This is a genomic window from Arenibacter algicola (genome assembly GCF_000733925.1).
Lineage (GTDB): Bacteria > Bacteroidota > Bacteroidia > Flavobacteriales > Flavobacteriaceae > Arenibacter > Arenibacter algicola.
Genome location: NZ_JPOO01000003.1, coordinates 497806 through 513188 on the forward strand (window position 1 = coordinate 497806; position 15383 = coordinate 513188).

The window sequence follows — 15383 nt, forward strand, 5'->3', positions numbered from 1 at the left end:
GAAAGGATGTCAAGACCAGAAGGGATACGCGTTATTTTATAACTCAATTGAGTCAAAAACTTTTTTTATTTCAAGGGAAGGATATTTAGACACTGCTCCTTCCTGAATATTTAGCATTATTTTTCTTGCAAAAGGACATCGGCATGTACGGCAACCTCGCTCCAGGTCTTACTAACACCGTCCTTACCAGTATGCAATACTTCGCATGCTTTGTTTATGGATGCCACGGCATTTAAGGCATCCCAATTCTCTAAATTCATTACACCGCTAAAGGAATAGCTGTTATCTCCGGACATTTCATGATCAAGGGGAATATTGGCGGTTTTTCCGTTTAGCGTAACGTCTATAGAACAATTATCCTCACCTTCAACTTTAAATACCCCTGAAATAAGTTCTGTATTATCCATAACACCGAAAAAGAATTCCAAAATCTTGGGATCCCTGGTACCTGTAGCATCATTCGTAAACAGACTGCTCACAGGAATGTTAAAAGTGGTACCGTTCAGGGCTTCCATAGCAGTAGCGCCTTCCGTGGTATTTGTAATATTAATTTTGGTAAACTTGCCGCCAACAGGCAATTTTTCGGTCGTCTTATACGCCGTGAAACTTACTTTGGTCGAATCTGTGACCAGGCTAAATTTTTCGGAAGGAGCGGCCTCCAATTCTACGGCCCCACCATCTTGCCCTTTTTTGGCATCCTTACAGCTTATTCCAGTAATTAAAAGTAAACTTAAGCATGCAAAAGCGATTTTTTTCATGATATTTTATTTGAAATATTAGCTATAAAGTTAAGCATAAAAAATGTTGTCGAACAATTCTTTAAAATGAATTAATCATATTTTAATAATGCTCTGGAATTCATGGAAAATGCATTGTCAATTCTAGGTGTTCAGTAAAGTAGTATCGATTTTTATTTCGCTTTTCAAGGTTCTGTGAACAGGGCATTTATCTGCAATCTCCATTATTCTGGCAATTTGTTTGTCGTCCAGGCTGCCCGTAAGTTTGATGGCTCTCTGAAAAGTATCTATTTTTGCCTCGCTAGAATCACAGTTCTGACAATCGTCCGCATGTAATTTTTGATAGGAGGTATGCACTTCCACATTTTCCAAAGGCCATTTCTTTCTTTTGGCATACATCTGTATGGTCATTGCTGTACAGGCCGACAGGCCGGCCGATACCAATTCATAGGGAGAAGGACCAAAATTATTTCCACCATATGAAACAGGCTCATCCGCGGTGATATAATGACTCCCGACTTTCAATTGAGTGGTAAATCCATCAGCACTATCCAAACTGGCAACCACTTCTTTTTCCGTTTCCAAGGCTATGGCCCCAGGCATCTCCAAATATCTTTTAGACCATTTTCCAATTATTTCCCCGGTATAGGTGGCGTCCTTGGGATTACTTAGTAAATGGTCGGCCCCATCCAAAGAAACAAAGCTTTTGGGATGGCGAACCGCAATGTAAATCTCCTCTGCATTTTTTATTTCCACAACCTGGTCCTGGGGGGAATGAAGAATCAATATAGACTTTCCAGAATTCTTTAAGGTTTCCTGGAAGGATTGTGATTTTAAGTCTTCCAAAAACTGGTTTTTTATAGTAAAGCTTCTTCCTCCAATATTTACCTCTGCAATTCCTTTATCCTTTATGGTTTCGATATCATCCTTAAAAATGTGTTTTACATGTAAAGGATTGGACGGTGCAGCAATAGTTGCAATGGCCCTTATGGAAGATATTTTTTGCGCGGCAAGAATGACTGCGGCCCCGCCCAAGGAATGGCCAATGATCAAAGTTGGAGCAGCGTAATGCTCTTCCAAATATTTGGCCGCCTCCAAGAGATCCTCCACATTGCCAGAAAAATTGGAATCCGAAAATTCGCCTTCACTTTCGCCAAGACCAGTGAAATCGAAACGCAAAACCCCAAAGCCGTCCGCTGTAAGGGCCCTGCTTATATTCCTTATGGCGGTAAAGTTTTTATTGCAGGTAAAACAATGTGCAAATAGTACAAAATTATGTGGGTGTTGGTTGGCAGGAAGGGACAAGCGCCCTACCAAGGTTTCCCCATTCACATTTTTAAAACTTACTTTTTGTTGGTTCATAATACTATTTTTTCTTCAGTATACCCCTTAAGTCGGGATTATAGGTAACACCTATCTGAAGTCGGTCATAATGTGCCCCTGAAAAATGATTTTTCAAATAGCCCGCCTGTACGCTCATATTATTGGTTACATTTATTCCCAAAGCGGCATAGAGCCGGTTTTGACCAAAAGTATCATCTTGAAGATTGATAAAGATTTCATCATAGAAGTTAAGAAAGAAGGTATTGGTCAAAGGAAGGGTCATCTGCAAACGATACCGCATCCTATGTTGCACATCGTTACGATCCCCAAAATCCAAAAAACGTTGTTCCAGGGTATACCTATGCTCAAAGTTAAATTCCCAGACCTTATTTTTCAGGAAAAACCGTTCAAAAATACGGTGCTCAATAGAATTCGTTTCATCTGGAAATTCCTCGAAACTACCATCAGTAACAATATAGCCGTATCCGAAAGTGGTCCAGGCATTGGCATCTATATGATAGTTTATGCCTGTTCGCAAAAGCAATTGATTAAAATTTTTGGCCTGTTCGTAATAACGGAGCTGTGCTTCTGTGTGGATACTTAATTTGTGACTAATCTTGTTGGTGCCGAAATACATATGCCAGGATCCCAACTTGTCTTCCCCATTTACCTGTGCTTTCATAGTAAAGGTTGAAATAAGGATAAGTAAGCCTAAAATTTTCTTCATAATGTTAACGCGTTTCTTTTTTGTGTTTATAATTATTATTTAAGTTTCGTTTAAGCGAGTTTATGCCGCCCAAGGCCCAAAAATACAGTTTCTACAGAAATCACATTTTTTTTTGGGGATATCTGATCAATAGCATTCTATTTCGTCATGATTCCAGGCTCGAAGTAAACATCCAAAAACATAAACTAATTAACATGAGTTCGATTTATATTTAATTGTTATTGAGTTATTTATGATAATTTTGTCCGGTAGAGCCTGCCTATCGGTACACAGGCGCATCCCGATGGTTATCGGGAGAGACCTCAATTTAAATTCGTTATAGTACAATAACCTCTCGACTCCGCCTGCCTTCCGGAGGCAGGCTCGAGGAGACAGTCGCAATTTTTTAATTTACACCAAATAAATGTCTTGTAATTATTTTTTATGTCGAATTCACGTTAATTATTATGGTCCAATAATGGTATTTTAAAAAATTAACGGATATCAATTATTTTTAGCATTATCGGCTATTTGCTCCAACTTCTCGGCTATAGATTCCTTGGATAACCATTTTCCTCTTACCATGACACCAGAAATCTGTTTTAGCGCCGTAATGTCCAAGAGGGGATTGGAATTTAATAATACCAAATCTGCATCCAGACCCTCCTTTATGCTTCCGAAGGTATCCTCCATCCCAAAGTAAATGGCCGGATTAATGGTTCCTGACTGCAAAATCTCTAAAGGAGTTAGTCCCGCTTCTAACATCCCATCAACCTCATGATGAATGGAAAAGCCGGGAACATTGAACAATTGTGGCGCATCCGAACCCAATAACATACCATGTCCATTCTCCTGTAGTTTAAGGATCAGCTGCCTTCTTATGGCCGTGAACTTATTCCATTGCTCTTCGTTAAACCCGGATTCAGGTTTAGTGGATTCATCCTTTCTTCTCTTCCAGTCCTCCAAAGTGGAAACGGGCATATACTTCATTTCCGTTTGTTTCAACAATTCGTCCGAGCTTACTGGAGCAAACCACCTCTCAAATAAACTCTGTGTGGGTACAACCCATACCTGGTTCTTTTTGGACAGGGCCACCAACTCATCAATTTTGGAAGTATCGGCCAAAGGGGTAAAGGAGTACCCAAAAAACCCATTGGCAGAAGGGTCAACGCCTTCAGATTCTGGTACAAGTCCTTCCAAATAACCGTCAACATGGTCTATAGAAGCATATTTGCTTTCCAGAGCATGTCGTATGCCAACCATCACCGGCACATGGCCGGCAAAGGGAATATTAAGTTCATTGGCAGTTTCCACCATCTGATCAAAAACCTCCAACTGCATCCCCGGGTGTATTTTAAGAAAATCGTAGCCCTCGTTCTTATATGTGGTAACTTTCTCAACAGCCTCCTCCTTGGTGGTTACTGTATTGCCATTAAATGAAGGACTGGAAGTAAAAATACGGGGACTCAAAACTTCCCCTTTTAATGCCTTTTCCCTTAGGTCCAGATGGGAAGGGTGACCCAACATTCCCCTAATGGTGGTGATACCATTGGAAAGGTATAAATATAAAGTTTCCTCTATACGGGTGTTGCTGGTAGGAGGCTGGGGAATGTGCGCGTGCATTTCTGCCAGTCCTGGAATAAGGTATTTGTCCTTGGCTTCAATTTTAGTAGGATATTCCTCAGCGTCCTCTACCGATTCCACTATTTTTTTGATTTTTCCGGAGTCGATTACTACCTGCCTATTCTGTAGGATATCACCGTTGCTAACATCAACAATATTGACACCTGTTATCAATATGGCTGTTGGGCTAATACTTTTCTTTTTTGGGGCACAGGAAAGAAAAGTTACAAAACAAATGAGTAAACTAATTTTTTTCATTTTGATAAAGGTTTAAAGTTAATACGTATTGCCGTTATTGGCGGCAGGGGGAATTAACCAATCTGGACAAGCTATTCTGTCCTGAATAATTTATTTTACCTAGTCTGAAAAATAAGGGATCTACCTGTTTCTAACGTAAATTAACTTAAACCGTCCCTTAACATTTTCGCGTTGGTCTATTTCAAAGTTTTTAATGGACTTTATCAATGGGGTCAATTTTTGAAAACCATAGTTCCGTGAATCAAAATTGGGCTGCTTCTTTTGAAGCAGACTACCTACATCTCCCAAGAAAGCCCAACCATCATCATCGGCAAGATCGGAAATTGTGGAAGCAATAAGCTTAATTTCCTTTTGGGTAATCTTGTCCACATTGTCCTTCTTACCCCTTTTGCTATCTGTAGTTTCAGAAGAACTTTCCTCTGTTTGGTTTTTTAGAATCTCAATATATATAAATTTATCACATGCTACAATAAAAGGATTTGGGGTTTTCTTTTCACCAATGCCGATCACGTTCATACCAGCTTCCCTTAACCTGGTAGCCAAACGGGTAAAATCGCTATCACTGGAAACAATACAAAAACCACTTACCTTATTGGAATACAAAATATCCATAGCATCAATGATCATAGCAGAGTCGGTAGCATTCTTGCCCGTGGTATAAGCATATTGTTGAATGGGGGTTATGGCATTTTCCAACAACAAATTCTTCCATTTGGACAATTTGGGATTGGTCCAGTCACCATATATTCTTTTTATGGTAGGGTTGCCATATTTGGCAATTTCCTCCATCATCTCCTTTACATAGGCAGAGGGAATATTGTCACCGTCTATTAATACTGCTAGATTTATGTCCATTTTATTGAATTATTATTTTTAGATTTTTACGAAGCTAACCATTTATTGGTCGCGCGCCTTTTTATTTTCCTTGCAAAGCGATATAATCTCCCTTATCCGTTTCTGCCTTGTTTCTTCCCGCTTGGCTTGGTAAAGCCAATAAAGATAGCTTTTTCTATAACTGGCGGCAAAACCATGATAATTTACATAGGCTGTGGGCTCCACATCGAATGCAAGTTTCAGATCCCCTGGTATAACACCATTTTCAACATCGTCCATAGCATTCCAGGAACCATCCATTTTAGCTTCCTTAATTTTGGTCAGTCCACTTGGGTGCATTTCTCCCCTATTTTTGAGTTCTTTAATATAGGTTTTGTTTAGTTTACTCCAAACACTTTTTGACTTTCTAGGGCAAAAATATTGCCGTCGTTTTCCGTCCCCAAGGCTTTTAACGGTACTGTCTATCCATCCGAAACACAAGGCAACCTTTACGGCATCTTCCCAGCGCATACTATCCTTTTCGTGGGCTACTTTATAAAAAATAAGATAAACCCCAGAACAACTTTTGTGATGCTCGTGTAACCAATTGCGCCATTCCTCATCCGTTTTAAAATAGAATTCTTCAATCCCTTTCAAAATTATATACTTTTAGGGTCTACATAAAAATTTTCATCAACTTCAACAGTTTGGATATCCTCTTCATAGGTTTTTGATTTCCAACCTGCATTGGGGTAATACCAATCTTCGCTACCATTTATACTTAGTCTTAGAGGCATATCAAAACCATTGACAATATTGGTATATCTAAATCGCAGTTGTTTATTTTTTACCTCATATTCCAAAATGGGTATCTTAACAGTCCTGAGGTATTGGTCAAAAAATTGGGTAAGGTCAATACCAGAACTTTTACTTATATAATCCTCAATTTCTTTTGTGGTAACCGTTTTATGGTAGAATTCTTTGTTGAGCCCCCTAAGGATGGTACGCCATTTTTCATCGTCTTCAAGAAGTTGCCTTAAGGTGTGCAACATATTGGCACCCTTATAGTACATGTCTCCCGAACCTTGTTTGTTAACATTATAAGGGCCAATTATGGGCTTGTCGTTATTAATATTTGCCCTGGTACCCACTACATATTCCGAGGCAGCTTTTTTACCGAAGTGGTAATCTACATACAAGTTTTCCGAATAGGCCGTAAAGCTTTCGTGTATCCACATATCGGCCATATCCTTGTAGGTTATATTATTGGCGAACCATTCATGACCCGATTCATGGATAAGGATAAAATCGAATTTTAATCCCCAACCAGTTTTTGAAAGGTCTCTGCCCAAATATCCATTCTTGAACTGATTACCGTAAGTAACCGAACTTTGATGTTCCATCCCCAAATACGGTACTTCCACCAACTTAAAGCCGTCTTCATAAAAGGGGTAGGGGCCAAACCAATGTTCAAAGGCTTCCATCATCATTGGAGCCTGTTTGAACTGTTCCTTGGCTTTTTCCTCATTATCCCGCAGTACATAATAGTCCATCGACAATTTTCCCTTTTCCCCAATATAAGTTTCACCAAAATGGACATAATCGCCTATATTGATATTTACCCCATAATTGTTGATAGGATTGGCCACATACCAATGATAGGTATTTCCATCCTTATTTTCCACCACTTTTAGAAGCCTTCCATTGGAGACATCCATTAAGTCTTTTGGAGTTGTAATGCTTATGGCCATACTATCTACCTCATCGTACATATGGTCCTTATTTGGCCACCAGATGCTGGCGCCCAAACCCTGACAGGAAGTGGCTACAAAGTGTTTTCCATTGTTATCTCTTTTCCATGAGAAACCACCGTCCCATGGGGCTCGGACTGCTTCTTTGGGATGACCAGAGTAATACACTTTTATTTCATTTACGTCCCCTTTCCGTTGTGGCTTCTTAAGGGTGACAAAATGGGCGTTTCCATTCGATTCCCAATTTAAATTATGTCCATCCTGGGTAATCTTTTCAATAATTAGAGGCGGTTGAAGGTCTACTTGCAGCAGCTGCTGTTCTTCCAAAACTGTATAACGAATTATATTACTACCCGAAATGAATTTCTCATCGGGTTTCACTTCAACACTCAAATTATAAAAATTAAGGTCCCACCAAGAGCGCTCAGGGGTAATACTGCCTCTTAGGGTATCCTGTTTGGTAAACGTCGGCTGTTGTGAATAGGAGGAAAGAGCCCAACCGAACAACAAGCATATCGTTATTTTCTTCATTTTAAAAGCGATATTAATTTCTTCCATGACTTTTCATAAGCCATATTATTTGGTCCATAAGCTTCTTGGGCACCCCTACTCATAAAAGCATGACCTGCGTCTTCATATATGTCAAAAGTATAAAGGTTACCATAATCCTTCATTGTTTTTTCAGTATCGGGAATCGTCATATTTACCTTATTATCGGCAGCACCATAAAAACCATATACTGGCGATTTAATAAATTTTAATATAGTTAAATCCTGTGGGGCCGCACCGTAATAAACCATTACATTTTCCAGATTTGGGTTTTGTGCCGCATAACTGAAACTCTGGGAGCCCCCCCAACCAAATCCAACAACCGAAATTTTCCCATTGACGGCTGGGTCATTTTCTACGTAATTATAGACCAAGTTCAAATCTTTTGTTACATGCTCCTGATCCAGGGCATAAATGGCATCTCTAACCTTATCATTATTTTCAAAATCGGTAGTTTTTTCAATACCCTCAACGCGATTCGATATTAGATCTGGGGATATTACCAAAAATCCTTGGCCTGCCACCTTCTCCGAAAAGGTCATTATCCATTCATTTAATCCCAGATTTTCGTGAATTACAATCACTGCTTTGGTAGCTGCACGGCTTTCAGGATACACAACAAAAGCCTTTAAAACGCTACCGTTATCCCTTTCAAAATCTACCCATTCCGCATGTATAAGGGAATCGGAAAGTTGTTTTGATCCTTGGGCCTTTAATATCCCGCTAAAGCCCAACACGAGGACAAGTATTTGTAAATTTAATTTCATACAATTTAGTTCTAACCGTCCTATTTTACCTTAAAATCGCATTTGGAAACACCACTACACTTTCAAAACCGTCCTTCCCAACAGCAGACACCCCAAAGAAAAAATTGTCCAATACAACACCTTCCAAGGTAAATTCCGAAACGTCGCCCACAAACCTGCTATGGTCCCAAGTGGGGGATGTGGTATCCCTCCAATAAATTTTATATCCGGTTGCGCCGGGAACCTTGCTCCATTGAAATTTTGCCGATGGTTCTACAATACCTCCGATTTTTACTTCTTTAGGGGCAGGAGGTGCCCAGGCCAAGGAAGCCAGATTAATGGCATTCACTGAAGTTAATTTTTTGGCATAGTCAAAATTCACATGTTCCATAACATCTCCATAAGCTATTCCATTTTCTACCCGAATATCCTGATGCTGTTGGGTGTAATTTTCATGTGCCTCCATTATCCTTATTCCGGCATAACCCGCATCATTAAAGGGACGGTGGTGGCCACCACGTCCAAACCTATCCAATCTATAGATCATCATTGGGTTCATTTCCGGCATATAGGTTTTAACGTTCTTATAAACGTATCGAGCCAATTGTCTGGAAATACCGTCTACTTCCCCTCCATAAAACCTGCGCATATTTCTTTCCCTTTCCGTCTCGGTAGGGGGCACAGGTTCAGAAAAAATCCTAAAATCGGTATTACTAATAATTCCATCTCCCCCCTTAATATTGCCTATCATATCGTTGTTGAATATTCCAATAATATCCCATCCCTTTTCCTTGGCACTTTTTACCAGGCCCTGGCCCCCAAAAAGACCTTGTTCCTCTCCTGAAAGTCCTAGGTATATGATACTGTTCTCAAACTTATAATTGGAAAGGACCCTAGCCGCCTCTATAGTCCCTGCCATACCACTGGCATTATCATTGGCACCGGGAGAATCCGAAGTGTAATTGTTGGCATCGCTGACACGCGAATCAATATCCCCGCTCATAATAATATAGCGATCCGGATATGTGGTGCCCCTTTGGATGGCCACAACATTAACTACCCAAACATCCTTTGGAATCCGATTACTTTCTTCCTTTTTAACCAAGTCCCTTTGATAGCTTACCTCAAGGCAATCGTTGCATTTTTCGGAAATCCTGTCGAACTCGCTTTTGATCCATCGTCTTGCTGCGCCTATTCCCCTTGTATTGGAAATAGTATCACTTAGGGTATGGCGTGTACCGAAACTTACCAAAGTTGTAACGTCTTTTTTAATTCTTTCGGCCGAAACCTTGTTCATAATATCATAGATACGCTGGTCTGTTTGCCCTATTAAGCAAACAGAAAATAAAAATATATAGGCAATAGCAAATTTGTGCATTCGTCTTGGGTTTTAACTTGGTAATTTACGTTTATCCGTAAAATTAACTTCTTAATTATTTGTTAAGTCCTCCTTTTCGCAGTGCCCATATTCCTAGAATAGGACCAATGCTCAGAACTGTAAAAATATAACTGGAATCTACAACTTCCAACCAGTAAGTTAGCAATTGTATGCTAATTATACTGATAGAGAAACCAATGCAATTTACCAGGGTAAGTGCCGTACCCTTTAGCTCCAAAGGCACTGCAGAAGCCACCAAGGTGGAGAATTGGGGCGAATCCGAAACCACAAACATTCCCCAAAGGCAAAAAGCCAATAGAAATAGGTAGGAGGGCAGGAGAAAAAACAAAGGGGAGGCTATACAGAGGACCCCCGACAGCAGCAATGAAATCAGGGCAACTTTCCTACTTCCCCATCTAAGTGCAAAATGTCCGCCAATGGCACATGAAATACCGCCCAGACCAATAATGGAAAATGTCCACAAGGAAAACGGAAGATGGTTATTATGAATGGAATTGTAAGTTTTAATAGCAAAGGGAATGAAGGCCCAGAACGCATATAGTTCCCACATATGTCCAAAGTAGCCTATGGCCGCTTTCTTAAATGCAGGGATCTTAAAAAGTGCCATTCCTGCTCTTAGTTGCAACACCTTACTAGGTTTTCTATACGGACCATCGGGGACCATAAAATAAATGGTTGCCCCGCCCAGAATTGTCAATAAGGTGGTTATTGTAATTACAATGCTATAATCTTCGCTCAATTTCAAGCCTTGCAGCAAATGGGGAAATGCCGTACCCAGCACCAAGGCACCGACCAAATATCCAAGGGCCTTGCCCAAGCCTTTTTCATAGTAATCGGCTGCTATCTTCATCCCTACAGGGTAAATGCCCGCAAGAAAAAAACCGGCTCCCAATCTTGCCATAAAAAGTGTTGTATTGGAGATGTCCTGGAACAGAAGCACCATATTACATATTGCTGCCGAGAAGGCGCTGAACATAAAAACTTTGGAAGGGGAAAAGCGATCCGCAATCATAAAAATAGCAAACACCAAGGTGCCCAAAATAAAACCTATTTGAACCGAAGACAGCACATAGCCAATAATTTCGGTTCCCAATCCTGTTTTTAGGACTAGGTCATCCAAAACGGCGTTACCAGCAAACCACAACGAAGTGCACGCAAATTGCGAAACTATAATGATGGGCAGTATATAAGAACCCGACTTCAATTTGGCAATAGGTTTCACAACGGACATGTATGAACAGATATAATCTAAAATAGTCGCAACAACCTATATTTGATTACGCAAGATTTTACTTTCTTAATCAATAAAATGCTCCAATAGTCCACGGACATTTTTAATGCTGTCCACATAATAAGTAGCCTGGGTCTTTTGCCTACCTACCTTTACCGTAATGGCGCTTTCCGGTAATTCCTGGAACATAAATTCATCGGTCCAGTCATCACCTATGGCAAATACAAAATCATATTCCTTTTGCGAAAATACGCGCATGGCAGCCCTACCTTTATTTACATTACTGCTCTTAATTTCAATAACCTTATTTCCATTAAGTATGCTCAGATCGTCGTTGGCTATAAGACTTGTAAGTACTGTATTGAGTTCCGTGGCCCGTTTTTGGCCAAAATCTGGATCGGTCTTTCGGTAGTGCCATGCCAGGGAATAGTTTTTTTCTTCAATAAAACTACCCGGCGTCCTATCCACAAAAGATTCCAATACTGGGTGAATTTTTTCCATCCAATCTTTTTTTACATTCTCCAACATTCTAAAATCTTCCCCATTTTCGGAAATCCACACCCCATGTTCCACAATCATGTTGTACTTCTTTGGTAAAAACCATTTGGTAAAAGTGTCCTTATCCCGACCACTAATTAAATAGACATCCGTGTTTTCCAATGCGGACATGCGGTCCAACAAACCATACAATGCCTCATCCGGATTGGCCTTTTGTGGATCCCCGTGAAAGCCCGCCAAGGTACCATCATAGTCCAGGAACATTAATCTTTTTTTCGCTTTAATATAATCCTTTTTAATGTCGCTCAAAATATCATTGGACAACCTGCGCGACTTATAGGAATGGTCTATTAGTTTTTGATTTTTCAGGGAGGTCATAAAATCATTGGCCCATTTTTCAACGTTATACCTTTCCAATCTCTTTTGCAAAATGGCATTTCTTGCCTTCTGCTCTTCAACCGGCATATTAATGGCCTCGTAAAGGGTATCCGCAATCTCTTCAAAATTATTGGGGTTTATGAGCAGGGCTTCATTCATTTCATTAGCGGAACCAGCCATCTCACTCAGGATAAGAACGCCTGTTTTATCCGTTCTTGTTGCAATATATTCTTTGGCTACAAGGTTCATCCCATCACGTATTGGGGTCAGCCAGGCAATATCGCTGGAGGTATAAAGATCAATCAGGTTCTCGAACGGCATGGAGCGGTAAAAATACCAAATGGGCGTCCAGCTCACGGTAGAGAATTCGCCATTGATCCTACCCACCAATTCGTCTATTTCTTTTTTCAATAATTGATATTGTGGCACATTTGATCTTGATGGAACAGCTAGAACAATAAGTCTAACCTTTTCCTTATACTGTGGGTATTTGTTCAAAAAGTATTCAAAGGCATTAAGTCGTTTTGCAATCCCTTTGGAATAATCCAATCGGTCTATAGATAAAAAGAATTTGGCCTCCGGATCCGATTCCTTGTGCATATCCAGCCTGCGCTGTAATTCAGATCGCTCACCAGTTTTGTTTTTATCATGTTTTTTAGCCGCATCACTAAATTTCTTGTAATCGATTCCCATAGGAAAAGAATCCACTTTAATAACCCTATCCTCCAGATAAATATCGTTAAAACTAACCTCAAGCCCCAATAACCTTCGAACAGAACTTAAAAAATGCCGTTCGTAATCATAGGTATGGAAACCTACCAAATCCGATCCCAACAACCCCATTAGAACTTCCTTACGCCAGGGTAAGGTTCTAAAGATTTCGTATGATGGAAAGGGAATATGCAAAAAGAAACCAATGGAAATATTTGGGCGTTTTTCCCTGACCATTTGTGGTACCAGCATTAATTGATAGTCATGTACCCAAATGGTATCGTTTTCCCCTGCTTCTTTCAAAATGGCATCCGCAAATTTTTGATTAACGCTTTTATAGGTGTCCCAGCTTTCCAACTCAAATTCTGAATATTCCAAAAAATAATGAAAAAGAGGCCATATGGTACGGTTACTAAATCCATAATAAAAACCATCTACTTCCTCCGCAGTTAGATTTACTTTGGACGACCCGTGTTTAGCCAAGGCCTTGTCTATTTCAGGAGCAAGTCCGTCCGGAATCTCTTCATCCGTTAATCCACTCCAACCGATCCATAAACTATCGCCCCCTGTATGAACAGATTTCATACCCGTTGCCAACCCGCCTACACTTGGTATTGCAGTGATGCCTCCATTGTCAATTTGTAATTGAACGGGTAATCTATTTGAGATTATGATAGTTTTGTCCATAATTTGCTTTTTTTAAAGGTTATTCGCATTAAATTTCCTTAAATTTCGGTAAAATGATGTGTAAAACCTACTAATTAGGTTTATTTAAAGAATAAAATGATATATGGATAATTTAGACTACGGTATAATAGGGAATTGTAGAAGTGCTGCATTGATTTCTAAGAAGGGTTCTTTAGACTGGTGCTGTTTACCAGAGTTTGATTCCTCCTCCATTTTTGCAAAAATTTTAGATGATGAAATAGGAGGTAGCTTTGAAATCCTTGTAGATGACACTTATACCATAGAACAAAAATATATTCCCCTTACTGCAATCTTGGTCACTAAATTTTCCGATGGTGAAAATAGTTTTGAAATACAGGATTTTATGCCGCGTTATTACAAACCAAGCGGGGGATACAATGCACCACCGGAAATTATAAGATATATAAAACACCTTTCCGGCAAACCCGTATTCAAGGTTTTGTACAATCCCAAATTGGAGTATGCCATGGGGAAAACAAATACCTATGTGAAAGAAAGTTTTATTGCCAGTTTAACCCATGAAGTAAAATTTGACACTTTTTTTCTCTACACTTCCTTCAACAAGGAAGATATCATTTCGCAAGAAGAAATAGTTCTGGAAAGCGATGGGTATTTTCTCTTGGGCTACAATGAAAAGATATTGGAACCAACCTTGGAAAGGGTCTATTTGGAACTGGAGCGCACCAAGGTATACTGGTTGAATTGGTCCAGTAAGACACCCACTTATAAGAAATATGATGCCGAGATAAAAAGAAGTGCCCTAACCCTAAAGATGTTGAGTTATGACAAGTCGGGGGCAGTTCTTGCCGCTGCAACCACCTCGCTCCCTGAAACCATAGGGGAGGTCAGAAATTGGGACTATCGCTTTTGTTGGATACGGGATGCTTCCATGGTTATCAAGGTCGTGGGCCAATTAGGACATAAGAATATAGCCAAACGATATTTACAATTTATTATCGACCTCATCCCCGATAAGGATGAGAAATTACAGATCATGTACGGCATCAACAAAGAAAAAAAGTTGACCGAGGAAACTTTGGACCATTTAAAAGGGTACAAGGGTTCCAAACCAGTAAGAATAGGAAATGCCGCATATAAACAGCGACAGAACGATATTTATGGTATCCTAATGGACGTCATATATACCCAATTGGAAAAATTTGACACGGAAATAGAAAATGGGGAAGAGCTATGGGGAATTACCAAAGGTATTGTTTGGATCGTAAATAAGCATTGGCAAGAGGCCGATAAGGGAATATGGGAATTCCGTACGGAAGATAGGCATTTTACGTTTTCAAAAATTCTGTGCTGGACAGCCATCGATAGGGCGATTAAAGTAGCCGAACTTTTTGGTAAAAAGCGAAAAGTGGATAAATGGCGTACTTTGGAAAAACAGATCAGGGAGGATATCCATCAGCACGCGTGGAACGAAGAAAAACAGGCATTTACACAATCTTATGGGTCGCCGCATTTGGACGCCTCGGTCTTATTGATGGAATCCTACGGCTTCATTGACCCCAAAGACCCTAAATATGTAAGCACGGTACTGGCCATTGAAAAAGAACTTTGCAATGACGGATTGCTATATAGGTATAAAAATGAGGATGACTTTGGACTGCCCTCCTCATCCTTTACCATTTGTACCTTTTGGTTCATCAATAGCCTGTTTAAGATAGGCCACGAAAAGAAGGCCATGAAACATTTTGACCAACTGTTAAGCTATAGCAATCATTTGGGTTTATTTAGTGAGGATATCGATTTTAAGACTAAAAGGTTGCTAGGAAACTTCCCGCAGGCTTATTCGCACTTGGCCCTGATAGAATGTGCCATGAATTTCTCCAAAAAACACAGTGAAATGGAAATTTTGGAATCCCTTCAGGACCACGACAAGTAATATAAGTGACCAAATAAAAGCAAATAACAATATCTAGGGGCGGATTAGTCTGAAATTT

At 39.9% G+C, this 15383-nt stretch carries 12 protein-coding genes; 1 reads left to right on the forward strand and 11 read right to left on the reverse strand.

All coding sequences use genetic code 11. The features are described from left to right. Positions 1-116 precede the first annotated feature (116 nt). From U735_RS0112320 to U735_RS0112370, 11 genes are all read right to left on the reverse strand, one after another. Positions 117-758 (reverse strand): YceI family protein, encoded by a 642-nt coding sequence (locus tag U735_RS0112320; protein ID WP_031444107.1) that lies wholly within the window; start codon positions 756-758, stop codon positions 117-119. 123 nt (positions 759-881) lie between these two features. Next, the gene (locus U735_RS0112325) at positions 882-2099 is read right to left on the reverse strand and encodes a bifunctional alpha/beta hydrolase/OsmC family protein (protein WP_031444108.1); all 1218 of its coding nucleotides are present in this window, start codon (positions 2097-2099) and stop codon (positions 882-884) included. Positions 2100-2103: 4 nt separating this feature from the next. Continuing rightward, positions 2104-2787: a DUF2490 domain-containing protein gene (locus U735_RS0112330; protein WP_031444109.1), complete on the reverse strand. Its 684-nt coding sequence runs from the start codon at positions 2785-2787 to the stop codon at positions 2104-2106. 483 nt (positions 2788-3270) lie between these two features. Continuing rightward, the gene (locus U735_RS0112335) at positions 3271-4647 is read right to left on the reverse strand and encodes an amidohydrolase family protein (RefSeq protein WP_031444110.1); all 1377 of its coding nucleotides are present in this window, start codon (positions 4645-4647) and stop codon (positions 3271-3273) included. A 120-nt stretch (positions 4648-4767) separates the two neighbouring features. Continuing rightward, on the reverse strand, positions 4768-5502 hold the full coding sequence (locus U735_RS0112340; protein WP_031444111.1) for an NYN domain-containing protein: 735 nt from the start codon (positions 5500-5502) through the stop codon (positions 4768-4770). Positions 5503-5544: 42 nt separating this feature from the next. Further along, positions 5545-6117: a YdeI/OmpD-associated family protein gene (locus U735_RS0112345; RefSeq protein WP_031444112.1), complete on the reverse strand. Its 573-nt coding sequence runs from the start codon at positions 6115-6117 to the stop codon at positions 5545-5547. Between the two features lie 2 nt (positions 6118-6119). Then, on the reverse strand, positions 6120-7742 hold the full coding sequence (locus tag U735_RS0112350; protein WP_031444113.1) for a M1 family metallopeptidase: 1623 nt from the start codon (positions 7740-7742) through the stop codon (positions 6120-6122). Continuing rightward, complete coding sequence (locus tag U735_RS0112355) at positions 7739-8527, reverse strand: dienelactone hydrolase family protein (protein ID WP_031444114.1); 789 nt, start codon at positions 8525-8527, stop codon at positions 7739-7741. Before U735_RS0112355 ends, U735_RS0112350 begins: the two co-directional genes overlap by 4 nt. 25 nt (positions 8528-8552) lie before the next feature. Beyond that, positions 8553-9884: a M28 family peptidase gene (locus U735_RS0112360; protein WP_031444115.1), complete on the reverse strand. Its 1332-nt coding sequence runs from the start codon at positions 9882-9884 to the stop codon at positions 8553-8555. A gap of 55 nt (positions 9885-9939) precedes the next feature. After that, positions 9940-11136, reverse strand: a complete 1197-nt coding sequence (locus U735_RS0112365; protein WP_051892118.1) for an MFS transporter — start codon at positions 11134-11136, stop codon at positions 9940-9942. 66 nt (positions 11137-11202) lie between these two features. Further along, positions 11203-13410: a bifunctional alpha,alpha-trehalose-phosphate synthase (UDP-forming)/trehalose-phosphatase gene (locus U735_RS0112370; RefSeq protein WP_031444117.1), complete on the reverse strand. Its 2208-nt coding sequence runs from the start codon at positions 13408-13410 to the stop codon at positions 11203-11205. 103 nt (positions 13411-13513) lie between these two features. Here U735_RS0112370 and U735_RS0112375 point away from each other — a divergent pair, with 103 nt between their 5' ends. Beyond that, positions 13514-15325, forward strand: coding sequence for a glycoside hydrolase family 15 protein (locus U735_RS0112375; protein ID WP_031444118.1), 1812 nt, complete (start codon positions 13514-13516; stop codon positions 15323-15325). Positions 15326-15383: the final 58 nt, after the last annotated feature.

Excerpts from the sequence above, each read along its gene's own strand:
- U735_RS0112320 (WP_031444107.1), bottom strand. The coding sequence starts at position 758 with ATGAAAAAAATCGCTTTTGCATGCTTAAGTTTACTTTTAATTACTGGA.
- U735_RS0112325 (WP_031444108.1), bottom strand. The coding sequence starts at position 2,099 with ATGAACCAACAAAAAGTAAGTTTTAAAAATGTGAATGGGGAAACCTTG.
- U735_RS0112330 (WP_031444109.1), bottom strand. The coding sequence starts at position 2,787 with ATGAAGAAAATTTTAGGCTTACTTATCCTTATTTCAACCTTTACTATG.
- U735_RS0112335 (WP_031444110.1), bottom strand. The coding sequence starts at position 4,647 with ATGAAAAAAATTAGTTTACTCATTTGTTTTGTAACTTTTCTTTCCTGT.
- U735_RS0112340 (WP_031444111.1), bottom strand. The coding sequence starts at position 5,502 with ATGGACATAAATCTAGCAGTATTAATAGACGGTGACAATATTCCCTCT.
- U735_RS0112350 (WP_031444113.1), bottom strand. The coding sequence starts at position 7,742 with ATGAAGAAAATAACGATATGCTTGTTGTTCGGTTGGGCTCTTTCCTCC.
- U735_RS0112355 (WP_031444114.1), bottom strand. The coding sequence starts at position 8,527 with ATGAAATTAAATTTACAAATACTTGTCCTCGTGTTGGGCTTTAGCGGG.
- U735_RS0112360 (WP_031444115.1), bottom strand. The coding sequence starts at position 9,884 with ATGCACAAATTTGCTATTGCCTATATATTTTTATTTTCTGTTTGCTTA.
- U735_RS0112365 (WP_051892118.1), bottom strand. The coding sequence starts at position 11,136 with ATGTCCGTTGTGAAACCTATTGCCAAATTGAAGTCGGGTTCTTATATA.
- U735_RS0112370 (WP_031444117.1), bottom strand. The coding sequence starts at position 13,410 with ATGGACAAAACTATCATAATCTCAAATAGATTACCCGTTCAATTACAA.
- U735_RS0112375 (WP_031444118.1), top strand. The coding sequence starts at position 13,514 with ATGGATAATTTAGACTACGGTATAATAGGGAATTGTAGAAGTGCTGCA.